The sequence below is a fragment of the Fictibacillus sp. EA-CB0309 genome, assembly GCF_055814265.1.
Genome location: NZ_CP169271.1, coordinates 1139869 through 1165332, shown reverse-complemented (window position 1 = coordinate 1165332; position 25464 = coordinate 1139869). Strand labels below are relative to the sequence as shown.

General features: G+C 39.2%; 27 protein-coding genes, 5 pseudogenes and 2 riboswitches. Of the genes and pseudogenes, 2 read left to right on the top strand and 30 right to left on the bottom strand.

All coding sequences use genetic code 11. The features are described 5' to 3' along the window. The 5 genes and pseudogenes from ACEWFH_RS06440 to ACEWFH_RS06420 form a co-directional block, all read right to left on the bottom strand. A pseudogene (locus ACEWFH_RS06440) lies at positions 1 to 1502 on the bottom strand (sodium-dependent transporter). Between the two features lie 188 nt (positions 1503 to 1690). Then, positions 1691 to 3278 (bottom strand): annotated as a pseudogene (locus ACEWFH_RS06435) (Na+/H+ antiporter NhaC family protein). A 142-nt stretch (positions 3279 to 3420) separates the two neighbouring features. Beyond that, positions 3421 to 3604, bottom strand: a riboswitch (Lysine riboswitch). Between the two features lie 102 nt (positions 3605 to 3706). Next, on the bottom strand, positions 3707 to 4549 hold the full coding sequence (yunB, locus tag ACEWFH_RS06430; protein WP_473726578.1) for a sporulation protein YunB: 843 nt from the start codon (positions 4547 to 4549) through the stop codon (positions 3707 to 3709). A gap of 62 nt (positions 4550 to 4611) precedes the next feature. After that, on the bottom strand, positions 4612 to 5094 hold the full coding sequence (locus tag ACEWFH_RS06425) for a dihydrofolate reductase (RefSeq protein WP_473726577.1): 483 nt from the start codon (positions 5092 to 5094) through the stop codon (positions 4612 to 4614). Continuing rightward, on the bottom strand, positions 5091 to 5885 hold the full coding sequence (locus ACEWFH_RS06420; RefSeq protein ID WP_473726576.1) for a thymidylate synthase: 795 nt from the start codon (positions 5883 to 5885) through the stop codon (positions 5091 to 5093). Before ACEWFH_RS06420 ends, ACEWFH_RS06425 begins: the two co-directional genes overlap by 4 nt. Positions 5886 to 6028: 143 nt before the next feature. On the opposite strand from ACEWFH_RS06420, the pseudogene ACEWFH_RS06415 reads away from it, so the two are divergent. Beyond that, positions 6029 to 6332, top strand: a pseudogene (locus tag ACEWFH_RS06415) (YunC family protein). Positions 6333 to 6673: 341 nt separating this feature from the next. Here the strand turns inward: ACEWFH_RS06415 and ACEWFH_RS06410 are convergent. The 22 genes and pseudogenes from ACEWFH_RS06410 to ACEWFH_RS06305 all read right to left on the bottom strand — a co-directional run bounded on the left by ACEWFH_RS06410 (position 6674) and on the right by ACEWFH_RS06305 (position 23708). Continuing rightward, positions 6674 to 7516 (bottom strand): DUF72 domain-containing protein, encoded by an 843-nt coding sequence (locus ACEWFH_RS06410; protein WP_473726575.1) that lies wholly within the window; start codon positions 7514 to 7516, stop codon positions 6674 to 6676. 27 nt (positions 7517 to 7543) lie between these two features. Next, positions 7544 to 8290: an oxygen-insensitive NADPH nitroreductase gene (gene nfsA / locus ACEWFH_RS06405; protein ID WP_473726574.1), complete on the bottom strand. Its 747-nt coding sequence runs from the start codon at positions 8288 to 8290 to the stop codon at positions 7544 to 7546. Between the two features lie 510 nt (positions 8291 to 8800). Beyond that, positions 8801 to 9181: a VOC family protein gene (locus ACEWFH_RS06400; RefSeq protein ID WP_473726573.1), complete on the bottom strand. Its 381-nt coding sequence runs from the start codon at positions 9179 to 9181 to the stop codon at positions 8801 to 8803. Between the two features lie 193 nt (positions 9182 to 9374). Continuing rightward, positions 9375 to 10772 (bottom strand): Fe-S cluster assembly protein SufB, encoded by a 1398-nt coding sequence (sufB, locus tag ACEWFH_RS06395; RefSeq protein ID WP_066397332.1) that lies wholly within the window; start codon positions 10770 to 10772, stop codon positions 9375 to 9377. A gap of 54 nt (positions 10773 to 10826) precedes the next feature. After that, complete coding sequence (gene sufU, locus ACEWFH_RS06390) at positions 10827 to 11273, bottom strand: Fe-S cluster assembly sulfur transfer protein SufU (RefSeq protein WP_473726572.1); 447 nt, start codon at positions 11271 to 11273, stop codon at positions 10827 to 10829. After that, positions 11263 to 12482, bottom strand: a pseudogene (locus ACEWFH_RS06385) (cysteine desulfurase). The gene sufU and the pseudogene ACEWFH_RS06385 overlap by 11 nt, the downstream one beginning before the upstream one ends. Next, positions 12482 to 13780 (bottom strand): Fe-S cluster assembly protein SufD, encoded by a 1299-nt coding sequence (sufD, locus tag ACEWFH_RS06380; protein WP_473726571.1) that lies wholly within the window; start codon positions 13778 to 13780, stop codon positions 12482 to 12484. Before sufD ends, ACEWFH_RS06385 begins: the two are co-directional and overlap by 1 nt. Before the next feature lie 19 nt (positions 13781 to 13799). Beyond that, a complete protein-coding gene (gene sufC, locus ACEWFH_RS06375; protein ID WP_077359600.1) occupies positions 13800 to 14585 on the bottom strand; it encodes a Fe-S cluster assembly ATPase SufC in 786 nt (261 codons plus the stop codon). A 242-nt stretch (positions 14586 to 14827) separates the two neighbouring features. Further along, complete coding sequence (locus tag ACEWFH_RS06370) at positions 14828 to 14968, bottom strand: YuzK family famiily protein (RefSeq protein WP_473726570.1); 141 nt, start codon at positions 14966 to 14968, stop codon at positions 14828 to 14830. Between the two features lie 275 nt (positions 14969 to 15243). After that, entirely contained in the window at positions 15244 to 15624 is a 381-nt protein-coding gene (locus tag ACEWFH_RS06365; RefSeq protein WP_066397348.1) for a carboxymuconolactone decarboxylase family protein, read from the bottom strand. A 289-nt stretch (positions 15625 to 15913) separates the two neighbouring features. Then, positions 15914 to 16732 (bottom strand): MetQ/NlpA family ABC transporter substrate-binding protein, encoded by an 819-nt coding sequence (locus ACEWFH_RS06360; protein ID WP_473726569.1) that lies wholly within the window; start codon positions 16730 to 16732, stop codon positions 15914 to 15916. Positions 16733 to 16759: 27 nt separating this feature from the next. Beyond that, positions 16760 to 17428, bottom strand: coding sequence for a methionine ABC transporter permease (locus ACEWFH_RS06355; RefSeq protein WP_473726568.1), 669 nt, complete (start codon positions 17426 to 17428; stop codon positions 16760 to 16762). Beyond that, positions 17421 to 18446, bottom strand: coding sequence for a methionine ABC transporter ATP-binding protein (locus ACEWFH_RS06350; RefSeq protein ID WP_473726567.1), 1026 nt, complete (start codon positions 18444 to 18446; stop codon positions 17421 to 17423). The genes ACEWFH_RS06355 and ACEWFH_RS06350 overlap by 8 nt, the downstream gene beginning before the upstream one ends. A 10-nt stretch (positions 18447 to 18456) precedes the next feature. Further along, positions 18457 to 18594 (bottom strand): hypothetical protein, encoded by a 138-nt coding sequence (locus tag ACEWFH_RS06345; RefSeq protein ID WP_473726566.1) that lies wholly within the window; start codon positions 18592 to 18594, stop codon positions 18457 to 18459. Positions 18595 to 18849: 255 nt separating this feature from the next. Further along, a riboswitch (SAM riboswitch) is annotated at positions 18850 to 18974 on the bottom strand. A gap of 79 nt (positions 18975 to 19053) precedes the next feature. Further along, positions 19054 to 19398 carry a hypothetical protein gene (locus ACEWFH_RS06340; RefSeq protein ID WP_473726565.1) on the bottom strand — a complete coding sequence of 115 codons (345 nt, stop codon included), beginning with the start codon at positions 19396 to 19398 and terminating at the stop codon, positions 19054 to 19056. A 210-nt stretch (positions 19399 to 19608) separates the two neighbouring features. Continuing rightward, positions 19609 to 19941 carry a hypothetical protein gene (locus tag ACEWFH_RS06335; RefSeq protein ID WP_473726564.1) on the bottom strand — a complete coding sequence of 111 codons (333 nt, stop codon included), beginning with the start codon at positions 19939 to 19941 and terminating at the stop codon, positions 19609 to 19611. 183 nt (positions 19942 to 20124) lie between these two features. Continuing rightward, the gene (locus tag ACEWFH_RS06330; RefSeq protein WP_473726563.1) at positions 20125 to 20421 is read right to left on the bottom strand and encodes an anti-sigma-I factor RsgI family protein; all 297 of its coding nucleotides are present in this window, start codon (positions 20419 to 20421) and stop codon (positions 20125 to 20127) included. Then, entirely contained in the window at positions 20358 to 20648 is a 291-nt protein-coding gene (locus ACEWFH_RS06325) for an anti-sigma factor domain-containing protein (protein WP_473726562.1), read from the bottom strand. Before ACEWFH_RS06325 ends, ACEWFH_RS06330 begins: the two co-directional genes overlap by 64 nt. An 89-nt stretch (positions 20649 to 20737) precedes the next feature. Next, positions 20738 to 21493 (bottom strand): RNA polymerase sigma-I factor, encoded by a 756-nt coding sequence (gene sigI, locus ACEWFH_RS06320; protein ID WP_473726561.1) that lies wholly within the window; start codon positions 21491 to 21493, stop codon positions 20738 to 20740. Positions 21494 to 21965: 472 nt separating this feature from the next. Then, complete coding sequence (locus ACEWFH_RS06315; protein ID WP_473726560.1) at positions 21966 to 22304, bottom strand: thioredoxin family protein; 339 nt, start codon at positions 22302 to 22304, stop codon at positions 21966 to 21968. A gap of 11 nt (positions 22305 to 22315) precedes the next feature. After that, positions 22316 to 23137, bottom strand: coding sequence for a PQQ-dependent sugar dehydrogenase (locus ACEWFH_RS06310; protein WP_473726559.1), 822 nt, complete (start codon positions 23135 to 23137; stop codon positions 22316 to 22318). Between the two features lie 223 nt (positions 23138 to 23360). Then, positions 23361 to 23708, bottom strand: a complete 348-nt coding sequence (locus tag ACEWFH_RS06305) for a toprim domain-containing protein (protein ID WP_289494604.1) — start codon at positions 23706 to 23708, stop codon at positions 23361 to 23363. Positions 23709 to 23947: 239 nt separating this feature from the next. Here ACEWFH_RS06305 and ACEWFH_RS06300 point away from each other — a divergent pair. Continuing rightward, positions 23948 to 24267: pseudogene (locus tag ACEWFH_RS06300) on the top strand (general stress protein). A 74-nt stretch (positions 24268 to 24341) separates the two neighbouring features. Here ACEWFH_RS06300 and ACEWFH_RS06295 read toward each other — a convergent pair. The 3 genes from ACEWFH_RS06295 to ACEWFH_RS06285 form a co-directional block, all read right to left on the bottom strand. Further along, positions 24342 to 24581 carry a YusG family protein gene (locus ACEWFH_RS06295; RefSeq protein WP_289494602.1) on the bottom strand — a complete coding sequence of 80 codons (240 nt, stop codon included), beginning with the start codon at positions 24579 to 24581 and terminating at the stop codon, positions 24342 to 24344. 62 nt (positions 24582 to 24643) lie between these two features. Then, positions 24644 to 25030: a glycine cleavage system protein GcvH gene (gene gcvH / locus ACEWFH_RS06290; protein WP_473726558.1), complete on the bottom strand. Its 387-nt coding sequence runs from the start codon at positions 25028 to 25030 to the stop codon at positions 24644 to 24646. 72 nt (positions 25031 to 25102) lie between these two features. After that, a complete protein-coding gene (locus ACEWFH_RS06285; RefSeq protein WP_473726557.1) occupies positions 25103 to 25462 on the bottom strand; it encodes an arsenate reductase family protein in 360 nt (119 codons plus the stop codon). Between the last annotated feature and the right edge of the window lie 2 nt (positions 25463 to 25464).

The following is a 25464-nucleotide window of genomic DNA, read 5'->3' as shown; positions in this document are numbered from 1 at the left end:
TCAGCTGACCTCCTTTTTCTCTACTACCACTTCAGATTTCCATTTAACAAGACCTAATGCAATACCGAGTACAATGACACCAACAGCAACGACAACTCCATAAGTGACAACAAGTTCTGTAGGGTACCCACCGTAATTCTCTGCAAGATTTTGCTTAATGTTATCAAACATCATGTAACCAAGAAGGATTGGTGTGATGACACCAAGACAAACTTTCCACCATAATCCTGTTCTTAGGTCAGAGATCGCATTCGCATGTTTTTGAAGTCCGCCTAATTGCTTAACGAACCAAGCAACTAGAACAACCTCTACAAGACCTGCTAGTGTGATACCGAAGTTGTTGATGAAGTAATCCACGATATCAAGCATGTACAATCCGCCTTTTGTTGCGAAAAGTAATGAGATAACAGAAGCAACTCCTCCACCCATTAATACAGCTTTTGTTCTGGAAATTCCAAACTTGTCTTGTAATGCTGCGACATACGTTTCTACGATTGAGATCAACGACGTCATACCAGCAAATACAAGTGTTAAGAAGAACATTGTTCCAAAGAACGCATTACCACCAGGGAACTCATTAATGATAGCCGGGAATACTTCAAATGCTAGTCCGATCCCGCCTTTTACAACTTCATCCACTGGCAGACCTTGTTGCATAGCCATGAACCCTAAAGCTGCAAATACGCCAATCCCTGCAAGTAGTTCAAATCCTGAGTTTGCAAAACCTGTAATAAATGCATTGTTGTTGATATCTGATTTCTTAGGCAGATAGCTCGAGTACGTTACCATGATCGCAAATGCAATTGATAAGGAGAAGAAAATCTGACCATAAGCTGCTACCCAGACCTTACCATTATTAATCATGCTCCAATCAGGTGTGAAGAACGTGTTCAAACCTTGAGCTGCACCATCGAGCGTTACAGCACGAATAACGATTAATGTAAACATAATGACTAAAGCTGGAAGAAAAATTTTATTAAAACGCTCGATTCCTTTCGATACACCTTTATACAGTACAAGAAGTGTTACAACCCAAACAATTAAAAGTGCAATTAAAATCCCTGGTACAATACCACCCATGTCACCAGGCGTCTTACTTAACTGAAGAACTTCTCCATAAAAGAAATCGGAAGGCTTGTCTCCCCAAGTAAGGTTTAACGAGTAAATCGAGTACTTAATCGCCCACGCGATGATAACAGCATAGTAAGTGGAAATGACAAACGCTACAAATACTTGCCACCAGCCTAGCCACTCTGCGTTCTTATGAAGACGGAAGTAAGAAAGTGGAGCTGAACCGCGGTACTTATGTCCTAATGTGAACTCTAGGATCAGTAAGGGAATCCCTGCCGTTAAGAGTGCGACCAGATATGGGATAAAAATGCTCCTCCACCGTTTTCATAAGCAACTGCCGGAAATCTCCAGATGTTGCCTAGGCCGATAGCGGAACCGACAGCAGCTAAAATAAATCCGTAGCGGCTTCCCCATTGTTGCCTATTTTCCATTGTTGTGTCCCCCTTTTTATGAAGTCGAAAAGTTTACAATTGTTACTTTTTTCTGACTATTCTGCGTTCAGTATATTACAGAATACAGAATGCTGTCAAAATTTTTTAGTTATTTTGTCGGAATAAGGGGAAAGAAGTCGTATAAATATAAGAAAAAGTGCCCGGTTTAGTACCAGACACTTTGCAAATTAAGCTTTTATCGAATTGTCAGCAATGCTATTTTTACTAGATAATTTTTTTATAAACAATAAAACGATAGCAAATACGCCTGTTGATACCAATAATCCTATCCAAACACTTTCAGTTAATCCAAGAGCAAGATAACCCACAGCAGATACTCCAGCAGCGACTAAGCTGTAAGGAAGCTGTGTCATGACGTGATCAATATGATGACTTCCCGCTCCTGTTGATGAAAGAATCGTTGTATCTGAAATTGGTGAACAGTGGTCTCCAAAAACAGATCCAGCAAGAACCGCTGCGAGTACTGGCAACATCAGCTCGATGTTTGTAGAAGCTGCAATTTCTGCTGCGATCGGAAGCATCACACCGAACGTTCCCCAAGACGTACCTGTCGCAAAAGCCATTAGACCTGACAGGACAAAAAGAACGAATGGAAGATAGGCTAAGTTCATATGTTGATCTACCAGTCCAGCGAGGTACTTACCTGTTCCTAAGCTATCAATAATAGAGATAATCGTCCAAGCAAACAGTAAGATCGTTACTGCACCAATCATGGATTGAACACCGCGTCCAAGTCCTTTTCCTAGTGAAGCAGCTCCCATTTTTTTAGGCAGGAAGAACAGAATCGCTGCCGCCAATCCAATCAAACCACCATATAATAACGATTTGGGTACATCTGTATTTTCAAAAATAGATAAAAGAGTGACAGCCGTTGGTTCTTCAAGGCCTTTAACATTTTGAATGCCCGTGTAGATCATAAATCCAACTGTTGAAACAATTAAAAGAACAATCGGCCAAACAAGATCTCCAACTTTTCCTTTATCGCTTTCTTCAAGTTTGATTCCTTCACCAACAGCTGCTTTTTCTCAGGATCAATAACTTCACCTGTTGCAAAAGCACGTTCTTCATGTTTTCTCATCGGTCCAAAATCAAGTTGAAAATAAGCAACGGCAAACACAAGAATCAGTGCAAAAACTGCATAAAAATTCATAGGGATCATTTGAATAAAAGCACTGAACGCAGACATGTTTGTAATCTCATGTGTAGCAAAAATCGTGCCGATAATCCCGATAATGTAAGCTCCCCAACTGGACACAGGCGAGATTACACATACAGGAGCAGCAGTCGAATCTAAATAATAAGCAAGTTTCGCACGCGAGATACGGTGGCGGTCTGTAATCGGTCTGCTTACATTTCCTACCGCAAGTGAATTAAAGTAATCATCAATAAAAATAACTAGTCCAAAAACAACCGTTAAAAGCTGTGCACCTCTTCTTGTTTTCACTCTGGAAATCGCCCACTCACCGAAAGCGCGGCTTCCCCAGCTAAAGAGATAATGCTCGTCATCATTCCTAAGATCAATAGAAAGAGCAGGATATACACATTCCATTCATTTAGTGCTCCATCAGAAATGAAATGCCCTTTTACAATCGTTCCAATTTCCTTTAATGTAGCACCAATATGAAAATCGTGAAGCAATAATGCTCCCGCTAAAATTCCAGCCCCTAAAGAGATCAATACTCTTCGTGTTAAAACAACCATTAAAATGGCCAAAACGGGTGGTATTAATGAATAAACCGAATTCTCAAATTCCATGATGTTCCTCCTTCTTTTCATTAGCCATCGATATTGAGGAGTGTTTACAGGACGTTGAGGAAAAAAAGACAAAATAAAAAGCGATTAATAGACAAGGAAATAACCTGCTATCAATCACTTAAGTAATTTATGGTTTTCCTCATCGATCAGTAGTCCTCCACTGCTTTTAATTCCAAAGCAGTGACAGTTTTACACTTTTTCAGTGTAAACCCAGCAAAAGTGAACAGACGGTTTACATTTTGCTTCGGCGGAAGTTCCTTTCCTTTTTCTTCACAGACGTCACTCTCTGAAAAAGTACTTTTAAAATCCGCTCCTCTACCCCATCGGTGATAGGCTTAAAGACATATAAAATTTTAAATTCAAATCTCATTATAACAAAGTTGTACAAATGGTCAACCCAATTGAATACTGTTAAATTCAGGAATCTCCTACTCTGCCGCTTCCTCATCACCCGTTTCTTCTGATGAACTTTCCTCAGGGATATCCAGCTCTTTATCGTCTTTAGACTTTTCCTTTAAATCAGGAGTAATAGGGACAGTTGGCTGAATCGGATCTCCGGACTGATTGTAGTATACCGGTACCTCGCCTTTTATAAACTGAGCCGTAATCTTAATCGGTCTTTTGACAACCGTTGTTTCCGTTGCGAACGGAATAACAATCCTTGTTTTGACGGTTACCACTATATCAATATTGATCCAAGTATTATTGATTCCAGAATTCTCAATTTTTTCTTCAATGTCTGTGTTTGCTTCACCAATGAGCATAAATTTAATTGGAATTTTAGGACCTAAGTTTGCCAGTAAGGAGTTTCTTGTTGCTTGCCCTAGTGGAATTTCCATAATGACACCTGGTTCATGTTTATAAGCCGTTATCCCTAATTCATCATTGCTTATAACTTCATGTGCTTTGCCTTCTTCAATTTCCTTAAGATATTTTTGAACCACTTTCTGTGATTGATTGGCTACCCGGTTGACTACGCTCTGATTAATGCCCGCAAACACGACATTTCCTTCCGTGTCGGTCTTATATTCAATAATATCACTCATCTCTGAAGGTCCCAATATTTCATTATCAATCGCTTCACTTATCGCTAGTGCTGCTATTTCCTCAGTCTTTTTCTGAGCGATGAGCATAAGTGTAGGTTCAATGCCTCTGTTCACAAGCCAAAGTCCTTGTATGGTTATAAAAGTAAAAAGAATAAATGAAATCAGCAGTACAAATCGGAATGGAAGCGGCCCTTTTCGGAGTTTCATTTTTCGACGTTTAAGCAAAAGGTAACCCCCTTTATCTACATATACATATGTATGCAGACAAGAGGGGGCTCATTCAAACTTTATGGTTTAATTTTTTCGTACACAACGAAATCATGTGCATGTTTGTTTTTTTCATCAACAATTCCTGGCTTACGTGAGACTTCACGCCACTCATCTACTTTAATTTCCGGAAAGTACGTATCCGCTTCAAAGGTATGGTGGATCTCCGTCACATATAGGCGATCTGCTACAGGCATAAACAGCTTAAAGATCTCCGTTCCGCCGATTACACACAATTCTTCGGCATCTTTCTGCATCACTTCGTCTACAGAATGAACAATCGTTGTTCCTTCAGCTTGATAATTGTCATCTCTAGTCACCACAATATTTTCGCGGCCAGGTAAAGGTTTGCCGATCGATTCGTATGTTTTACGACCCATGACGATTGGTTTTCCCATCGTTACATTCTTAAAATGCTTAAGGTCGTTCGGCAAATACCACGGAAGATCATTGTCTTTACCAATTGCGCGATTCTCATCCATTGCAACTACAAAAGAAATCATACACTCACCACGCCTTTAATGTGAGGATGTGCTTCATAGTCAACAAGTTCAAAGTCATCATAAGTAAAATCAAAAATGTTGGTCACATTCGGGTTCAACTTCATTTTAGGAAGCGGCTTTGGCTCACGAGTTAACTGCAGCTCCACTTGTTCTAAATGATTGGTGTAAATATGTGCATCACCAACTGTGTGAACGAACTCACCTGGTTTAAGACCCGTTACTTGGGCTACCATCATCGTGAGTAGTGCATAAGACGCGATATTAAACGGCACACCTAGAAAACTGTCAGCTGAGCGCTGATAGAGCTGACAAGAAAGCTTGCCATTTGCTACATAAAACTGAAACAGCAAGTGACAAGGCGGGAGCGCCATATTCGGTACATCTGAAGGATTCCATGCGGTTACAATCAAACGTCTTGAATCAGGATTCTTCTTAATGTCTTCTATCACATTTGAGATCTGATCAATGGTCTCACCGTTTGGAGCAGCCCAAGAACGCCACTGGTGGCCGTAAACTGGTCCCAGATTTCCGTCCTCATCTGCCCACTCATCCCAAATGCGTACGCCATTTTCTTTTAAATAAGCGATATTTGTATCACCTTTTAAGAACCAAAGCAATTCATGAATGATGGATTTCAGATGAAGTTTCTTTGTCGTAACAAGCGGAAAACCTTCCTCTAAATCAAACCTCATCTGACGGCCAAATACAGAAACCGTTCCAGTGCCTGTCCGATCTTCTTTTTTCGTGCCGTTATGTAAGATATCTTGAAGAAAATCCAAGTATTGTTTCATCCCTCATCGCCTCCACATTTTCTTTTTATCGTATCATATCCGACTCCTTTTTGTTCATCAAAAAGCCATAAAAATAGCTTCAACACCTAACACTTTTTCCCTTATATACACATAAAAATAATAATGAAGAAAGGAGTGGAAGCATGTTAGAGATGAACCCGATCTTAATAGAAGGACATCCATTTACCGCTGTCACTCCTTCGTTTGCCAAAAACAAATTTTATGGCTGTGTTTAACGAGAATGGATATATCATGTGTGGAGCACTAGATGTAGCTTTGTTGAATGAAAAGTTAGCAGACCGTAAAATTATTGCAGGGCGCGCTGTTGGTGTCAGAACCATCGAACAGTTGCTGGATGCACCTTTAGAATCTATTACATTTGAAGCAAGAGAAAAAGGTATTGAAGTTGGTATGCAAGGGAGAAAAGCACTTTTAAAGATGCTTTAATGATAAAAAACTGCGCTATAAGCTGCGCAGTTTTCTTTATGTCTTAAAACGATCTCTGGTGATCTTTAACGATATTAGATTAATACATAACACGAGGGTCAGAAACTGGATGCGTTTCGAATTGTTTGTAAATATGTAGACGAAAAGTAAGTAAACGCCACTGACGACAAAGGCAATCTGTAAGCAGTACATCATCTGAATCAATTTTTTGAAATCCAAAGTGATCCCCACTTTCTTCATCCAGCTTAACTGATTTAATTCACCCTATTAGTATATCAGTACATTTAAAAAATTGAATCGTTTACCATCTTTTGAAAACAATTTGTAATATTAGGAAAAGGTTAAAACAAGTCCAATTGTCTTGGCGCAAGGAAATCATACTGAATATCCAATAGATCGATCATCTGTTTTGCGTTATCAGCAGCGTCCCCACCAGAGTTATTGTTAAATAGAATGGTTAGATCTTTCGTCTCTAATGCAAGTTTCTTGATCCGCTCTTTCCATTCGTTTAGTTCAGCCTCATTATAGCGGTAAAGATAGCGGACCTCTCTCCAGTTTGGCTGACCTTGGTTATTCCAGCCATATACGTTTCTGCCGTGCATACGTACGAGTGTTTTTTCTGGTGTTGCATGCATAACGATAGGAATCGAACCTGTCCCAGCTTGAGGTTCATCACATACTGTATGAATCCATCCCTCTTCTTTTATAAAACCTAATGTTTTCTCCGTCATTTCCTCACTAAACCATGTCTGATTGCGGAACTCTATAGCGACAGGGATATCTCCCATCATTTCTTTTGCATACCGAAGCATCTGGACATTTTCCTTCTTACAATCAAACCATGGCGGATATTGAAAAAGAACCATTTCAAGTTTTCCTGACGAGACGACAGGCTGAATCGATTGAATGAACGCTTCAAACATTTCTTTAACTGAATCAAAAGGTAATTTACCTCTTGAATGCCCCGTCATGCCTTGATATGCTTTCACAACGAATGAAAAGTCCTTTGGAGTGGCCGCAACCCATTTTTCATAGTTCTTTACAGGCTGAACCGCATAAAAGGAAGAATCCACTTCTACAACAGGAAAATGACCACTGTAAACAGCGAGCTTCTCTCTTGTAGGAGTACCATCTGGATATAGAGAGTCATGATCTCCCCAACCTGTTACACCGATCTTAATCATTTCTTGAAGTCACCTTCCTATACGTGGTTACAATTTATTTAATCCTTTTGATTGGACAAAGTCTTTCATATACGTACGTTTTGGTGTTGCCATAGATGCTGTTATTTGTGTAACCCAGCCTTCTGTACGTTTTCCACCTGTTCGCTCAGCGTAGTACTCGGATGATTCCTTCTCATACTGTGTTAACAGATTTTTTGTTTCTTCTTTACTTTGGTAGCTGTCTCTATGAAAAACAGCTGAGAGTGGTAAACGAGGCTTTTTCCCGGGCTCTGCGTCTGGATAACCGACTGCTACACCAAACAGCGGAAGAACATGTTCAGGACACCCTAACAAATCTGAAACTTCCTTCAGAGAGTTACGGATGCCGCCTATATAAACTATACCAAGTCCAAGTGATTCAGCAGATACCGATAAATTTTGTGCTGCGAGTGCAGCATCTACCGTTCCTACAATAAAAGCTTCTGTCGATTCAATGGTATCTCTAATCTCTGTTTCTTTCATTTCAGCCGCAATCTTATGACGATTGTAATCCATGCAAAAGACGAAGAAATATCCGTTGTCTGCTACATAAGACTGATTGCCAGCAAGCTCAGCCAGTTTTTCTTTCTTTTCCCTGTCCTCAATCCCAATAATCGTACAAACTTGTTGATAGCTTGATGTAGATGCAGACTGTGCGCATTTTACGAGTGTTGTGATTATATCTTCACTTAAAGTTGTGTCCTTGAATTTGCGAATGGATCTGTGTGCTAGTATCGTTTCAATGACTTCGTTCATCTTGTATGCTCCTTTTAAAAGTATTAGTTGATTGCATTATATCTTTTTAGGATATAAATAAGCGAACCATTTGAGTCCTAGAATATCCACTTCTCATTCAAGCTCAAAGATGGTATACTTGTCTAGCGATGAGCTAATTGCATAAGACGAGATTGACGCGCCTTTTAGGCAATGCACTATGTGGAGTGTTGTCTCTCGCCGCAATATACGCAAAAAAGACGTCCTATTGGGCGTCTTTTTTCTATATATGCTACTGAATTTACATTGGTGCTTTTGATAGTAGTTGATTTCCATTCCAGATTGTTCGGGCGTACGGTGAGCCTCCTGCCCCTTTTCGGACTGACCACTCGTCCCGTAGGAGTCTCGTATCTTCACTCCAATCAACTAGCCAATGATAATTAGAAAAGCCACAAGCAACAACTCTTTAGAAAAGAGAGATCTAAAACTTAAAACTATTCATCATTTGCAGCTCATTTAGACAGCCTCGTTCTTAACAAACCGAGGTTTAATCTATTCACTCTTTTCCATTACAGCAAAATAATTTTCTTCATGATCTGAAAAGTTAAATACTCTGCCAGTAGGCATATTTACAATTTCCCCGACTGTGATATTTTTGCTGGAAAATTCGTTATGTAACTGATTAAGATTTTCGGTAAAAAACATTAACGAAGGTGTACCAAGATGTAATCCAGGTGACATTTTCTCAACAAATTCCTTATCGTGCAAAATGATGCTTGTTTCTGCATCCATTGTCGGAGCCACTTCAATCCATCTCATTTGGCCGTTATTTTCCTCAGAAATGACACTAAACCCTACTTTTCCCGTCCAAAAATCCACTGATTCGTCTTGGTTATTAACATACAACATAATTTGACCGACTTTATTAATCATACATTCACCCCTAATATTTTGGTATTCTTATTAAATTATACAATCGCTGCGAATAATCCTGTTTGTCCATTCAATTTTACAGAGAATTGTTCTTTGAGAAAGTAAGCGAAAAGGCGACCTAGTTTTTATGAATTCCTAAACTCACAACAAAAAACCCTCGGCGTAATTAATTACACCAAGGGTTTTAGTTTTATTAGCCGATTGAACCTTCCATCTCAAACTTGATCAGACGGTTCATTTCTACTGCATATTCCATTGGAAGTTCTTTCGTAAATGGCTCGATGAAGCCCATTACGATCATTTCCGTTGCTTCTTGCTCAGAAACACCACGGCTCATGAGGTAGAACAACTGATCTTCAGAAACTTTAGATACAGTTGCTTCGTGCTCAAGCGTAATATTGTTGTTAAGGATTTCGTTGTACGGAATCGTATCTGAAGTGGATTGGTTATCCATGATCAGTGTATCACACTTGATGTTGGATTTAGATCCATCAGATTTACGTCCGAAGTGAGCGATACCACGGTATGTTACTTTACCGCCATGCTTAGAGATCGACTTCGAAACGATTGTAGAAGAACAATCTGGTGCAAGGTGCAATACTTTCGCTCCTGCATCCTGATGCTGTCCTTTACCAGCGATCGCGATAGAAAGGATCGTACCTTTCGCTCCGCGGCCTTTCATGATAACAGCCGGATATTTCATCGTAAGACGAGATCCGATGTTTCCATCTACCCATTCCATCGTTGCGTTCTCTTCAGCTACTGCACGCTTTGTAACAAGGTTGTAGATATTGTTCGCCCAGTTTTGAATCGTTGTATAACGGCAGTAAGCGTTCTTCTTAACGATGATTTCTACAACCGCACTATGAAGTGAGTTTGTAGAATAAACGGGTGCTGTACATCCTTCTACGTAGTGTACAGAGCTATCTTCATCTGCAATGATCAGCGTACGCTCAAACTGACCCATGTTTTCAGAGTTGATTCGGAAGTATGCTTGAAGCGGAGTATCACATTTAACGCCTTTTGGTACGTAAATGAAAGATCCACCAGACCATACTGCAGAGTTTAGAGCTGAGAACTTATTATCAGATGGCGGAATGATCGTTCCAAAATGCTCACGGAAGATCTCTTCGTGCTCTTTTAAAGCCGTATCCGTATCTGTGAAAAGAATACCTAAGTCAGAAAGGTCTTCTTTCATGTTGTGGTATACAACTTCTGATTCGTACTGTGCAGATACACCTGCAAGGTATTTTTGTTCAGCTTCTGGAATTCCAAGCTTGTCAAAAGTCGCTTTAATTTCAGCAGGTACTTCATCCCAAGACTTTTCAGATTTCTCAGATGGCTTAACATAATACGTAATATCATCAAAGTTTAAGTCCTTCATGTCTCCGCCCCATTGTGGCATTGGCATCTTATAGAACTGCTCTAATGACTTCAAACGGAATTCAAGCATCCATTCAGGCTCGTTCTTCATGCGGGAGATCTCTTCTACGATCTCTTTTGTTAACCCACGCTTCGATCTGAAAATGGAAACGTCTTTATCTCTAAAACCATATTTATATTCGCCGATATCCGGCATTTTCTTAGCCATTACAGAATCCCTCCTTACTGGATTGGCACTCTATTACTCATTATCAAAAGGAACTTATTCTTCCTCTTCCTCATCTTTTCCTACTCCTTGCTCCATCGCCTTCCACGCAAGAGTGGCACATTTGATGCGAGCCGGAAATTTTGAAACACCAGAAAGAGCTTCGATGTCACCTAAATCATAGGATTCATCATCGTAGTCGTTCCCTAACATCATATCATAAAAAATCTTTGCAAGCTTTACAGCATCTTCGACAGGAAGACCTTTAACAGCCTGTGTCATCATAGAAGCTGATGCAAGACTAATCGAACAACCTTCTCCATCGAACTTAGCAGAATCAATCTTTCCATCTTCCACTTTTAACGTAAGCTGGATGCGATCGCCGCATGTCGGGTTGTTCATATTAATGGTTAATGCACCATCTTCAATAACCCCTTTGTTGCGCGGGTTTTTATAATGGTCCATGATTACTTGCCGATATAGCTGATCTAAATTAGAAGACATGACCGAAATACTCCTTTGCTGTTGTTAAGCCTTTCAGAAAAGCATCGATGTCGTCTTCAGTGTTGTACATATAGAAACTTGCACGAGCTGTAGCTGTTACATCTAGCCATTTCATGAGCGGCTGTGCACAGTGATGGCCAGCACGAACGGCAATCCCCTCGGAATCAAGTACGGTTGCCACATCGTGTGGATGAACGTCATCTAAGTTGAACGTAACAAGTCCAGCTCGTTTTTTCGGTCCGAAAATTTTTACACCATCAAGTTCTGAGAGACGTTCCATCGCATATTCCGCAAGATCATGTTCATGCTTCAAAACGTTATCTAAACCAATGTCCTCTAAGAAATCAATCGCTGCACCTAAACCGATCGCACCAGCGATGATTGGTGTACCGCCTTCAAACTTCCAAGGCAGCTCCTTCCAAGTAGATTCCTGCAGTCCGACAAAATCGATCATTTCGCCGCCGAACTCAACAGGTTCCATTTTGTTAAGAAGCGCTTTTTCCCATAAAGGACACCAATGCCTGTAGGACCACACATTTTATGTGCAGAAAAGGCAAAGAAATCACAATCAAGATCTTGAACATCGACTTTCATGTGCGGGGCACTTTGGGCACCATCCACGACCATAACAGCTCCGTTTTTATGAGCAATCGTTGCAATCTCTTTAATTGGGTTAATGGTTCCTAATACGTTTGATACCTGCATAACTGAGACGATCTTAGTATGCTCTGTTACCGTTTTTTCAACATCCCCTAGATCAATCGTGCCATCTGGCTGTAAAGGAATGTATTTAAGAGTTGCACCGGTGGTTTTCGCCACTTGCTGCCATGGAATGATATTGCTGTGATGCTCCATAGGAGTGATCACAATCTCATCGCCTTCTGAAAGGTTTGCCATTCCGTAGCTTCGTGCTACCGTATTGATCGCTGTAGTCGTACCACGTGTAAAGATAATCTCCTGAGTAGATTTTGCACCGATAAAACGGCGAACCTTTTCACGTGCTCCCTCATAGCCATCAGTAGCACGAGTTCCAAGCGTATGAACACCACGGTGAACATTCGAATTGTACTCTTTGTAATACTTATCTAGTGCTTCAATAACTTGAATTGGTTTTTGGGAAGTGGCTGCACTGTCAAGGTAAACGAGAGGTTTGCCGTTAACTTCCTGATCCAGGATAGGAAACAGCTTTCTCCATTCGTTTGCACTCATTAGCGCACTTTCCTTTCAATAACCTCGACTAAACGATTTTTAACCGATTCTAAAGGCATTTGGCTAACTACTGGTGCCAAGAATCCATGAATGATTAATCGCTCAGCTTCAGCTTTTGAAATACCACGACTCATTAGATAGAACATTTGAAGCGGATCAATTCTTCCTACTGAAGCAGCATGACCTGCTGTAACATCATCTTCGTCGATTAAAAGGATCGGGTTAGCATCACCACGCGCCTTTTCACTTAGCATAAGAACACGTTCTGTCTGCTCACCATGAGACTTAGTAGCACCGTGCTCAATTTTCGTAATACCGTTAAAAATAGAGCTCGCACTATCTTTCATTACCCCATGAGTCAAGATATAACCTTCAGAATGTTTTCCATGGTTAAAGATTTGAGCAACGAAGTTTTGTTTTTGATCACCACGTCCGATTGTCACAGTCTTCGTGTCTGTAAACGATCCATCACCGATCAAGTGTGTCGTGTTATCAGAAACCGTATTTCCATCATTGAACTGACCAAGCGCCCACTCGATGCGAGCATCTTTTTCAGCACGGCCTCTGCGGTTCACGTATGTTGTCATTCCTTTTGCAAGATTATCTACAGCACCGTAAACTACTTTTGCTCCGCTGCCTGCATAAACTTCAGACACGATGTTTGCTACTGAATCTGTAGAATCGTTCGTTGATAAGTAATTTTCTACATACGTTACTGAGCTATTATCTTCAGCAGCAACGATTACATGGTTAAAGATCGCTGCTTCATCATCTTGATAATAAACCGCTTGAATTGGAGCAGAAAGTTCAACGTTTTTTGGAACATATAAAAATGCTCCATTAACGAATAGTGCGGCATGAAGTGCTGGTAAACGGTTCTCATCAACCGCAACAGCTTTCATAAAATACTTTTTCACTAGGTCCTCATGCTCTTTTGCAGCTGTTAAAAGATCTGTGTAAATAACACCTTGATCCTTAACAGATTGCTGAAGTGCAAAATAAACAGGTGTTCCGTTATGGATAACAAGAACATTTTTCGCTTCTTCTTCAGAACCGATCAATGCCTTAACATCTTCAGGAAGTTCGTTAAAAGCGACTGGTGTGCCAGTTGCTTCATGTTTGAATTCTGTAAAGTTCCATTTATCGATCTTAGTTTTGTCCGGTTTAGGCATTGGAAGCTCTTGAGCCAATTCCAATGCTTGCAAACGAAGCTCCTGCAGCCAAGCGGGTTCCTGTCTGCTGCTTGAAAAACCGGTTACGTAGTCCTTATCAAATCTTAGGCTCGTATCAACTGACATGTATAGTCCCCCTTAATGCTTACGCTTCTTGACCAACAGTTTCGTCTTTAATTCCTAACTCTTCTTTAATCCAGTCGTACCCTTCAGCTTCAAGACGTTGAGCTAGTTCAGGTCCACCAGATTTTACAATACGTCCTTGCATCATCACGTGTACTTTATCCGGTGTGATGTAGTTCAATAGACGCTGGTAGTGAGTGATGATTAAGCAACCGAAATCAGGGCTGCGCATTTCGTTAACACCTTTAGCTACTACTTTAAGAGCATCAATATCAAGTCCTGAATCGATCTCGTCAAGAATCGCTAATTTTGGCTCAAGCATCATCATTTGAAGGATTTCGTTACGCTTCTTTTCTCCGCCAGAGAATCCTTCGTTTAAGTAACGGTGAGCGAACGCATTGTCCATCTCAAGGTGATCCATCTTCTTGTCTAGTTCACGGATAAATTTCATTAGAGAAATTTCGTCGCCTTCTTCACGTTTTGCATTGATTGCAGAACGAAGGAAATCAGCGTTCGTAATACCGCTTACTTCAGACGGATATTGCATAGCTAGGAAAAGACCAGCTTGTGCACGCTCATCTACTTCCATCTCTAGAAGGTCTTCACCATTAAACGTAACTTTACCTGAAGTTACTTCATACTTAGGGTGTCCCATTAACGCTGCAGAAAGAGTAGACTTTCCTGTTCCGTTAGGTCCCATGATTGCATGGATTTCTCCACCATTTATTTCGAGATCTAAACCTTTAATAATCTCTTTATCTTCAATCGATACACGAAGATCTTCAATCTTTAAATTAGGTGCTGACATAATACAACCTCCATTAAGAAATCATTCTCAAGATTTTTGATAAAAGGCACAAAATAGCCATTCTCAATTTATTCTCATTCTAATCTTATAACAAATGAAATGTATGTTCAAGGGAACGAGCTGTTTACTTTTCCATTGTTGTCATATTATCTGCTCATCAATCTTCCTATTTGAAAAAAGGCTGACTCATGAGGCGGTAAACCACCTAATGAATCAGCCTTTTGTAATTTTAAGTTCATATGTTACGGCGTATGATTTTTATTTGCATCTGCCGCTATTTCTAATCCTTTTTTGTATTCCTTATCTCGGACCTTCTCAACGTCTAACCGTTTTTCCAAATCCCTCTCATACTCTGCAAAACCACAGCCATGTGACTGGTGCATTGCTTTTTCCATCTCGGACGTATGTTTTACTTTAATGGGGTGGATAATGAATCAATCCTTTCAAAGTTAAAGTTTTAATAATAATAATAGCGTATCAGCAACACTCATTCTGCTCAATCCGTTATCCCAGTGAAATCACCCCGCATACACGTGCATGATGATTCCTATTGAAAACAGATGTGACGTTCTGTGTTATCCTGCTAAATGCGCTACATTACTTCCATTACCTTTTAGGATGATTTCAAAACATGTAAGTGTGGTATTTAGACTTTCTTTTAATGACGCGGTTTATTTAATTCTTTGATGCACTCTTGAACGAGGGTCACACCTTGGCTCATAGCGGCTCCCCCACCAAATGCAGCAGAAACTCCAACAGCTTCAAGGATTTCATTTTCTGAACACCCTTGATCTAAACATCCTTTTGTATGATAGATGATGCAATACTCATCTTGTGAATAGATGCTGATTCCTAAAGCGATCAACTGCTTATACTTCTCGGAGATCTCGCCTTCTTTAAAACAATGGCGTGTAAATTCATTATAAGCATGTGTAAGTTCAGGCATGTTCTCATTGTATTTTCCTAAGCCTTCTTTATAACGAATAAGGTGATATTGCGTTGAGTTCGATCCGGGTAGCGGCTGCTCTTCTTGTTTCATTTTCATTCACTCCTGTCACAAAATAGTAAACAGGATTAGTATGGGTCATTCCATGACGTGTTATGTAATAAAACATCGCAACTTTGTCGAAAAGCCTATAATTGATTTTGAAGGCCTATAAATCAATTTGAAGGACTATAAAATATTTTGAAGGACCATAAAATGATATTAAAGGACTATAAATTTTGTTAATGGCCTATAAAGTTTTTGCGGCACTCATTATCATCCATATTTTCCTAAAAAAAGAACTGACTTCGCCCGAAGTCAGTTCTTCTACTACTTTTTCGATTTATTTTGTTACCGGCACTACTGCGCCTTCATATTTCTTTTCAATGAAGTCTTGGATTTCTTTTGAACGTAATACTTCAACTAATGCTTTAACTGATTTCTTATCTTTATCACCTTCACGCACTGTGATGATGTTTACAAATGGAGAATCAGTGCCTTCAAGTGCAATAGCATCTTTTTGAGGATTTAGTCCTGCATCAATTGCATAGTTTGTGTTGATAAGTACTGCATCGCCTTCACCATTTTTATATGCTTTTGGCAACATTCCTGCATCAACGTCAGCTTTAAATTTAAGTTTCTTTGGATTTTCAGCAATATCTTTTACTTGCGCTTCGTATCCAGCTCCCTCTTTAACTTTGATCAAGCCTTCTTTTTCAAGTAAAGCTAGCATACGGCCGTGATCAGCTACAGAGTTAGACATAATGATTGTTGCGCCTTCAGGCAATTCATCTAATGATTTGTATTTTTTCGAATAAACACCGATCGGCTCAATGTGAATTCCGCCAGCGTTTTCGAACTTATAGCCATGATCTTTCATTTGTGACTCAAGATATGGAACGTGCTGAAAATAGTTAGCACCAATTTCTTTTTCATCTAAAGACTTATTCGGTAATACGTAATCTTGGAATGTTTTGATTTCAAGTTCAACGCCTTTTTCTTTTAAAAGAGGTTTTGCTTCTTCTAAAATTTCAGCGTGTGGAACGTTAGATGCGCCAACAACGATTTTCTCGTCGCTGATTCCGCCTTCTGTTTTATTCCCGCAAGCCGCAAGCGCCGCTACAAGAACAGCCAATAAAAGGACTGATAATACTTTTTTCATGTGAAATTCCTCCTTGTTGTCTAAACGTTATCTCTTGTCTAATGCAGTTGTAACGCGGTCTCCAATCCATTGGATCACAAATACGATAACCAAGATGAGTACTGTGGAAATCAATGTTACATCCGCGTTATCTCGTTGATACCCTTCCATATAAGCCAAGTTACCTAAGCCTCCCGCACCAACTACTCCAGCCATTGCCGTGTAACTTACTAGTGCGATGGCTGTAACCGTAATTCCTGACACTAGAGCTGGTGTACTCTCAGGAATTAGTACTTTGAAGATAATCTGAGTGTTTGTAGCACCCATCGACTTTGCAGCTTCAATGACCCCTTTATTAATCTCTCTCAAAGCGATCTCAACCATACGAGCATAAAATGGTGCCGCTCCTACGATCAATGCTGGAAGTGCTGCCTCTGCTCCAAGCATCGTACCAACGATAAAACGTGTAAATGGAATCAATAAAATAATTAAGATAATGAACGGGATCGAACGAAAGACGTTAACGATAATTGCGATCACACTGTTTAAAAATTTATTTCCCCATAAGTTTCCAGGAGATGTTAAAAACAAAGCAAGACCGAGAGCTAGGCCTAGAATGAATGTAACCACTACTGAAATTGCAGACATATATAGTGTTTCTTTTGTCGCTTCTAAAAGAACGTCCCATTGTACATTTGGGAACCATGTACTAAGCATTATGAATCACCTCTACTTCAACCTGCACACTGTTTAAAAACTCCATTGCACGAGCTAGTGCAGATTCTGAACCTTTGATCTGGATAAACAACGTTCCATACGGCCCATTCTGAGTTTGTGTTATTTTACCTTGCAGAATATTTACATCGACTTCGTAGTTACGAATCAATTCTGTAATTAGTGGCTGGCCTGCTCGGCCTCCGATGAATGTGAGCTGAACAATTCGGCCTTCAGGAAACTCTTGAACAAATTGCTTGATCGTATCAACCGTTTCTTCAGGTTCTGTTACTTGTTTCACAAAATCCTTCGTGATTGCTTCTTTTGGATTTTTAAAAACATTCAGGACATCGCCTTCTTCTACAACCTTCCCTTTTTCCATAACAGCCACACGATGACAGATTTTTCTAATCACGTGCATCTCATGTGTGATAAGAACAATCGTTAGACCTAGCTTCTGGTTGATTTCAACGAGAAGGTCTAGAATGCTGTCTGTTGTTTTAGGATCAAGTGCTGAAGTGGCTTCATCACATAAAAGAACTTTTGGCTCATTCGCAAGTGCACGAGCGATACCAACACGCTGCTTCTGTCCACCACTTAGTTGTGATGGATATGAACCGCCACGTCCTTCTAATCCAACTAGGTCGATTAGTTCATCAACACGCTGTTTGATCTTATCTTTCGGGTAGCCAGCGATTTCGAGTGGAAATGCAATGTTCTCTCTAACTGTTCTTGACCATAAAAGATTGAAATGCTGAAAGATCATTGAGATTTCTTGTCTTGCTTCTCTTAACTTTTTAGAAGAAAGCTCTGACATGTTTTTTCCGCCAATTGTAACGGTACCGCTAGTGGGACGTTCTAACATGTTCAAGATACGAATAAGGGTACTTTTCCCCGCACCACTGTATCCGATAATGCCGTATATTTCTCCTTGTTTTATGTTTAAATCCACCGTATCAACAGCCTTTACTTCACCATCTTTGGTTTGAAAGACTTTACGGACTGACTGTAAATTAATCAAGATTCTTACCTCATTTCTTATCTATAATTAAGGCTGTTATTGTAAATCCTTGCTGATTTTGAAAGTAGTTGATTTCCGTTCCAGGTACTCGCTTTCCGCGGGGCAGGCGGTGAGCTACATTCGTAAGTTTCACTTTTAAGTGTCTCACCTGCCCTCATTAAGGTCCTTGCTCCTGCGTCTACAAGTAAAAGCTACCGTAGTATGCTTCCTCGTCGCATGCCTTGCGAGAAGATTTCCATGTGGTAGGCACGCACCTTCCACTACAACCAACTGTTCAAAGAAGAAATAATAAAGATTAAAAAGCAACAATCCTTTTAGAAAAGAGCCTTTTAATTACAGCCAATAAAAAATGCCCCTCTGCTTCAATATGAGCAGAAAGGCATATAATATTCTATGCACGTTCTCCTCATCTCCCAAGACTCTTAAAGCCTTGCAGGAATTGGCACCTTTCTAGTTCATATGCCATGCATAAGATCTAGCGGTTGCCGGGTTTCATAGGGCCAGTCCCTCCACCTCTCGTGATAAGTAAAAAGTGTTACTTTATTAAGTTAAAGCGTTACATGTTTTGAATCACTGTGAAAAATGTTATCACCCTTGTCGATTTGTGTCAAATATTTTTTGCAGTTCTAACTAAAACACCGGCTGAAATCTGCTCCCAATGCGAACTTAAGTAAAAGATGGCTTCCCATTTTAATCGCTGCCTCAGTGTTCCATGAAACTCGATCATCTCTTGCCTAAGCAACGTACTTAGCTTCATCTCACCCTCTAGCATTAAGGAAAGATATTTCGGATTTCCCGTAAATGTTACAGTTCGATTCCTTTCTCCTTCTCTATATTCAATTCTGAGAGTCGTATCATCCTTGAATATGAAGCTGGGTTTTACAGGAATATTATACAGTGGCAGATATGGGCTTTTGGCAATCTGGTTTTCAAAGTAGTAAATATCCAACATAAAAATCCCCCGAATTAGTTGTTACTTCACCGATTCGAGAGGAATATTCATATACCTTTATAAACTCTTCGACAGCCACCAGGAATCGTAGTTGGTATTACGACAGGTTTACTCAAAATTAGTGCTTATGTTCATTTTTGTGCTGTTTTTGTTGTTTTTGTTGTTTTTGCTGCTGTTTGTTATCACCTTTGTGATTTTGCTTGTGTGGTTTTACAGCATGTTTAGATTGGGAGCCGCCCTTAGAAACAGCAGGTCTTTTATCTTTTTGCTTTTGCACATCATTATTGTTTCTATTTGGGTGCTGATTTTTTCGACTTGTTTTTCATTTGACTTTAACTTGTTGGGCTTTTGAACTTTTACAATGTTTCTTTGTGCTTCCTTGTTATGTTGGCCATGATCATGTTCTCGTTTATTTTGATTCTCAACATGTTTTTCAGGCTTAAGCTTAATCTCATGCTGTGATGACTTAATCTTACGAGGATGCGGAACTACTTTGATATCCTTAGAAAAAGTTGCATTAACCTTTAGTTCCTGAAATTTCACTTCTTTGATCTTTTCTTCTTTATATATTTTTCCATTTTCATTTGCTTTTTGGAATGCTGTATATTTACCTGATGATACGCCTAGTTGTTTTGCTTTTTTCGTGTATCTTCGTTGGATTCTGTAACGGTAATTGCTACAGGATATTGAACAACAGCTTTTTCACAATAGAATCCAATGCTTTATTTAATTCTTTTTTGTCTTATTATCGCTTGCCTTGTCTGAAACTGAAGTTATCAGCATGGATTGATTATCGTCCATATACCCTTCCGCTTCATACGCTTTTATCAGTTGATCAGCGAATACTTCAAACGGTGTAGAGTCATCAGTAGAAAAATTATACTTCTTTATGATATGTTTCGCTTCATCATTAAACGCATCAATCTCCACGACATGCATATCTTCATCCACGCCAACTTCTAAGCTTGGATTAATATCAAAACTAACATATGCTGCAGCTGCTGGCTTACTGGTAAAAGGCATAAATCCTGAGAAAAAAGAAAAGCAACTAATGCTGCAATAGTAAAAGAAATGGATGGCAACACAAAAAGACTTCTTTTTCTTTGCAAAAAATAAGAAGCCTGATACTCATTGCCTACAAGAGGCCGTTTTCCCGCTGGTACCCTTACAGTTACAAATGTTCCATCCTTCATGAGCAGAGTTGCTTTTTTGTTCTGAACTTCAATGACAATGCCGCTGCCGTTTTTCAATGATATCCCTCCCGCATGTAGCAGGATCAGTATAAATTACTGGTAAGAGAAGCTGAAATTCTCTTACCAGTAATCATCTTTACCTCACCTTATGGCTGAATGTATGATTTCAGCGCTTGAAAATCGCCTAAATATATAAGTGATACTGCTATTATATACTTTCGATTTCTCTCTATGGTTTTACGACTACAGGATACCATATTTAATAAATCTTTTATTGGTAATTGCTTCTTTTCTTTCAAAAATGCGGCAAGTTCTTCGTTTTCAGCTAATAGACGTGCGATTTCTTTCGCGTTTTCACGTGCATCGACATGCTTCGGGCAATGTTTGCTTAATACTTTAAAGTTCAATCCAAATGTTTTTAACAACTTTTGGTACTCTTCAATTTCATATACACGGTTTTCTACTTGAATCTGATCTTCAAAGTGATCCATCGCTGCTTTTTGTTCAGCATAGCTTTCTTCTAGACGTCCCTCTTCATCTTCTTCATCTGGCTGAAGAAAAATCAATCTGTTTTGACGAACTTCTTTACGGATATAGTCAATTACACGGCGTCTGATTACCATATCTGCAAACGATAAAAAGCGGCTTCCTTGTCCTTCTTGATATTGGTCGATCGCTTCATTGAAGGCAAAAAGACCTACACTAAACTCGTCCATCGTACGATCTATATATTGAGAACAAACTTTAGAAGTTACTTTCTTAATAAATGGTTGGTAATCACCTATAAGTTCATTTCTAAGTTTCTCATCGTTTCTTTCTTGGATCGTTAGAACCTTATCTTCTATGCTAGTTAGTTTATTTTTTGCAATCGGAAATACTGCATTTAAGTTTAAAGATGCCATGATTATCAATCACCTCTGTTAGAAAAATTGCTTTGCGATTTGTTCGGTTTATTTAAAAATCGTTTTGTTTTTGTTTTAAAAATAAAATCATTCTTATTTACCACAATTAAGACGGGAGCAAACATACAAACAAGCTCTCCTATTCATTTATACCATGACTTTTGACATTTGTAGGATACAGTTCTATAACAATATTACAACGCTCGTAACATTTGTGACGTTATCGTTAAAGTACTGAATTAACAAAACAGACTGACAATTTCACGATAAACTCTTAAATCCCTATCTCATCGAGTTAAACCATACTTTTCAAGAAGAAAAAACACACTCCTATTTGTTACAAAGAAGTGTGTCAGCGACATTAAATTACCATTTATTTCTTGGGTTTAAACCCCCGAAAAAATTATTTTTTTGTAGAATTAGGACGAAACATAAAAAATATGGGGTGTTTCACACATTTTTTCGCCCTTATTTATTCCTTTTCAACAATTTTTAACATCGATTGATAAAGATTTCCTGCTGATTGCAACGCATAAATCCGTTCAATAGCTATTCCCCTCGATAAGATTAACAAACAAGGGACGCTTGTTACGCCATATTTTGAAGCTAGTTCAGGCATCTCATTAATATTAATTACTCCCACTGCAACATTTTCGTCTTTTTGAACGCGAATGGTTTCAACCGCTACTTCAAACATCTTCTTTCCCATTTTACATGTTCCACAAAGCGGCGTTTCTAAATATAAAAAGTATGGTCGGATTAGCGATTGTCCGATAACGATATCCCAGTTATTTCGTGTGATTTCCTTCATAAACTACTCCATTATTTTTTTAACGGAACTTTTAGCAACCGATCGTCATCTTTAGATGGCTGCCCTCTTCCATCTGTGTTATTCGTTACAAGAAACATTTCATTTCCTTCAATTAGGATATCACGAATACGTCCTTCATTGGTAACGATTAAGGTTTGTTTTTTGGAAGATGTACTGACTTTCATTACACTTTCCCCTCGTAATGAGGCTACATAAATAAATCCATCTTTATATTCTATCCCTGAAGGCGCCCACGTTTCATTACCTGAGTGAACCCAAGGAGTTTCCATACCGTCTTTTGTTTCATTTCCACGTATGTCCGGCCATCCATAGTTCTTGCCAGGCTCAATCTTGTTTATTTCGTCATAGTTGGATGAACCATGCTCAGCGGCATACATGATACCTTGCTCATCCCAGGTCATACCTTGAGGGTTTCGATGGCCATATGTATAAACAGCAGATGGATAGAACGGGTTATCTTTTGGAATGGTACCGTCACTATTGATTCTTAATATCTTACCTGCGAGGCTGTCCAATTCTTGTGAAAGGTTCTCATCACCGCTATCCCCAGTTGTAATATATAGCTTATTATCTGGTCCCCATTCCAACCTTCCGCCATTGTGTGTAAAACCACCTGGAATTTCATCAAGAAGGATTTGATTTTCAACCCAGTTTCCTGTCTCAAATTCCATTTCAACCACACGGTTTAACATTTTTCCCTTTTCCTCATAGGTGTAATAAGCATAGGCTTTTTTGTTTGTTTCAAAATTCGGATCCAAAACAAAACCAAGAAAACCTCCCTCCCCTTCATCAGATAAGTTTGACGAAAACACAGGGGAATAGGAGGTTTGTTTATGCTTTGGCCCTATTGAAACAAGCCCCCTGATCGTTCACTGATCCACATTTCGTGCTGGGTGCCGTTAATTTGCCACGGAATATCTAATTTTTTTACGATCATTTTCTGTGTAGCCGGTGTTACTTCATCTTTATTTATAGGACTGCAGCCACTGAATATCGAGAAAGCCGTTAATAGGGTCAACGATATTTTTTTCATGGCTAGCCTAAACAATTCTTATGAATATTAAAGTGCGCACCTACCAATACTTTCGCAAGATACATCAGCGGTGTTTTTGCGACTTCTCTGTACATTTTATTAATATATAAATGCTCTGCATTCGGCAGTTCACGTTGCAGCTGTTTTCTTAATTTGTGGCCTGCATCATCAGCGTCCACCAAGATGTAAACATCTCGATCTTCTATGGCTAATGCAAGCTCTTCTAATTTATCCAAACCTAATGTTCCGTTCGTACAAATAATCTCAACTGGTTCATCTAGTATGGCCGCTAGTTTATCTTTGTCTGACTTTCCTTCAACAATGATCACTTTGTTTTTGCTTTCATTCATTACTCATCTCTCCTATACATTGAAGACCTATAAAATGAATGCATCGCTTAGTTATATATTTGCTTTATTTTATTAAAATCCTGCAAGAGATGTTCTTTATTACTATACCCCTTTTTCCTATTTTCCTACCAATTTGTAAATGTTGTATGCGTTTTGTACTAATTACTGTTTTAGGTGTTTGATTTCTTCGTATTTAAGGGAATTAGGAGGCATAAAACGAATTTTGGAGGAGTCATTTCATGGCAAAAACTGAGCCGAAAATGAGTCGCGCTGACGCAGGTCGCCTAGGTGGAGAAAAAACATCCAAATCACGCGGAAAAGAATTTTATCAACAGATTGGAAAAAGGGAGGTACTTCGACGGCTAAGAAACATAGCAGCGATTTTTATCAAGAAATCGGAAGAAAAGGTGGAAGCTCAACATCCAACACACACAGCAAAACATTTTATCAAGAGATCGGGAAAAAGGGTGGGACGACCACATCTAGGAATCAAGACAAAAGTTTTTATCAAAAAATCGGAGCAAAAGGCGGCAGTTCTGAACGTCACAAAAATAGTTGATTAGTACGAAATTCAAAAAAGAGGATAAATGCCAAAATCACTCTTTTGACATCATCCTCTTTTTTGACAGCTGTCTAGCACCAGCCTTTATCACACTCATCTACATATTTAGATGGATTAGGAAGCTCCACTGGCTTTTCACGTTTGTAAATTTTGTCTGCATCAAATTCAAATCCCTCAGACATCTCATACATGTTTCCCTGATTGGTAAAACGAATTTGACCAATTTCATCTTTATCCAAGTAAAGGGACATAGAGCCGCCCTTCATTTTCCCAAATACTCTTGAGGTTACATCGCGTCTGTCTTCGTTCATAAAAAAATCCCTCCAAAAAAGAATAGCAGTAAGCCTATTCTTTCCTGAAGAGAATAATTTCATTAGTCTTCTTTAATTAATTCTTCGTATTGTTCTGATGTCATTAACTTTTCAAGCTCAGAGGAATCTGAAAGTTCTACAACAACCATCCATGCTTTCTCGTAAGGAGATTCGTTCACAAGTTCTGGACTGTCATCAAGATCAGCGTTCACTTCTACCACTTTTCCAGATACAGGAGCATAAAGTTCAGAAACTGTTTTAACAGATTCTACGCTTCCGAATGGCTCGTCTGCAGTAAGTTCATCTCCAACTTCAGGAAGTTCAACAAACACGATATCTCCTAGCTCGTCTTGTGCAAATGCCGTAATACCGATACGAACTTTATTGCCTTCTTCTGTTTTTGTCCACTCGTGCTCTTCTGAATAGCGTAATTCTTTTGGAAATTCCATGTGTAATCCCTCCAGCTTTTCTTTGTTTTTATAGTAACTACAATAAATGTTTTATTATAGTCAGCAACGTTTTTATTTTTTCCAAGTGTTTTCGTACTGTTCTTCTTTAAAGCCTACTGTTACTTGCTTACCATCTGTTGCGATTGGTCGTTTGATGAGCATGCCATCGCTTGCCAAAATTTCAAGAAGCTCTTCGTCTGTAGCCGTTTTCATTTTCTCTTTCATACCCAACTCGCGATATTTCATTCCGCTCGTATTAAAGAACTTTTTGATTTCTAAGCCGCTTAATTGGATCAGATTCTTAAGCTCTTCTTGTGAAGGAGGATTGTCCACAATATGTACAGGCTCAAAGGCTACTTCATTTTCTTTCAGCCACTTTTTGGCTTTTTGACATGTTGAGCATTTTGGATATTCGTATACTTTCAGTAGCATTA

What these genes read in the sequence shown, in the direction of transcription:
- ACEWFH_RS06425 (WP_473726577.1), bottom strand. Translation starts at nt 5,094, where the DNA reads ATGATTTCTTTTGTAGTTGCAATGGATGAGAATCGCGCAATTGGTAAA.
- ACEWFH_RS06420 (WP_473726576.1), bottom strand. Translation starts at nt 5,885, where the DNA reads ATGAAACAATACTTGGATTTTCTTCAAGATATCTTACATAACGGCACG.
- ACEWFH_RS06410 (WP_473726575.1), bottom strand. Translation starts at nt 7,516, where the DNA reads ATGATTAAGATCGGTGTAACAGGTTGGGGAGATCATGACTCTCTATAT.
- nfsA (WP_473726574.1), bottom strand. Translation starts at nt 8,290, where the DNA reads ATGAACGAAGTCATTGAAACGATACTAGCACACAGATCCATTCGCAAA.
- ACEWFH_RS06400 (WP_473726573.1), bottom strand. Translation starts at nt 9,181, where the DNA reads ATGATTAATAAAGTCGGTCAAATTATGTTGTATGTTAATAACCAAGAC.
- sufB (WP_066397332.1), bottom strand. Translation starts at nt 10,772, where the DNA reads ATGGCTAAGAAAATGCCGGATATCGGCGAATATAAATATGGTTTTAGA.
- sufU (WP_473726572.1), bottom strand. Translation starts at nt 11,273, where the DNA reads ATGTCTTCTAATTTAGATCAGCTATATCGGCAAGTAATCATGGACCAT.
- sufD (WP_473726571.1), bottom strand. Translation starts at nt 13,780, where the DNA reads ATGTCAGTTGATACGAGCCTAAGATTTGATAAGGACTACGTAACCGGT.
- sufC (WP_077359600.1), bottom strand. Translation starts at nt 14,585, where the DNA reads ATGTCAGCACCTAATTTAAAGATTGAAGATCTTCGTGTATCGATTGAA.
- ACEWFH_RS06370 (WP_473726570.1), bottom strand. Translation starts at nt 14,968, where the DNA reads ATGCACCAGTCACATGGCTGTGGTTTTGCAGAGTATGAGAGGGATTTG.
- ACEWFH_RS06365 (WP_066397348.1), bottom strand. Translation starts at nt 15,624, where the DNA reads ATGAAACAAGAAGAGCAGCCGCTACCCGGATCGAACTCAACGCAATAT.
- ACEWFH_RS06360 (WP_473726569.1), bottom strand. Translation starts at nt 16,732, where the DNA reads ATGAAAAAAGTATTATCAGTCCTTTTATTGGCTGTTCTTGTAGCGGCG.
- ACEWFH_RS06355 (WP_473726568.1), bottom strand. Translation starts at nt 17,428, where the DNA reads ATGCTTAGTACATGGTTCCCAAATGTACAATGGGACGTTCTTTTAGAA.
- ACEWFH_RS06340 (WP_473726565.1), bottom strand. Translation starts at nt 19,398, where the DNA reads ATGTTGGATATTTACTACTTTGAAAACCAGATTGCCAAAAGCCCATAT.
- ACEWFH_RS06330 (WP_473726563.1), bottom strand. Translation starts at nt 20,421, where the DNA reads ATGCCTTTTACCAGTAAGCCAGCAGCTGCAGCATATGTTAGTTTTGAT.
- sigI (WP_473726561.1), bottom strand. Translation starts at nt 21,493, where the DNA reads ATGGCATCTTTAAACTTAAATGCAGTATTTCCGATTGCAAAAAATAAA.
- ACEWFH_RS06315 (WP_473726560.1), bottom strand. Translation starts at nt 22,304, where the DNA reads ATGAAGGAAATCACACGAAATAACTGGGATATCGTTATCGGACAATCG.
- ACEWFH_RS06305 (WP_289494604.1), bottom strand. Translation starts at nt 23,708, where the DNA reads ATGAATGAAAGCAAAAACAAAGTGATCATTGTTGAAGGAAAGTCAGAC.
- ACEWFH_RS06295 (WP_289494602.1), bottom strand. Translation starts at nt 24,581, where the DNA reads ATGAACGAAGACAGACGCGATGTAACCTCAAGAGTATTTGGGAAAATG.
- gcvH (WP_473726558.1), bottom strand. Translation starts at nt 25,030, where the DNA reads ATGGAATTTCCAAAAGAATTACGCTATTCAGAAGAGCACGAGTGGACA.
- ACEWFH_RS06285 (WP_473726557.1), bottom strand. Translation starts at nt 25,462, where the DNA reads ATGCTACTGAAAGTATACGAATATCCAAAATGCTCAACATGTCAAAAA.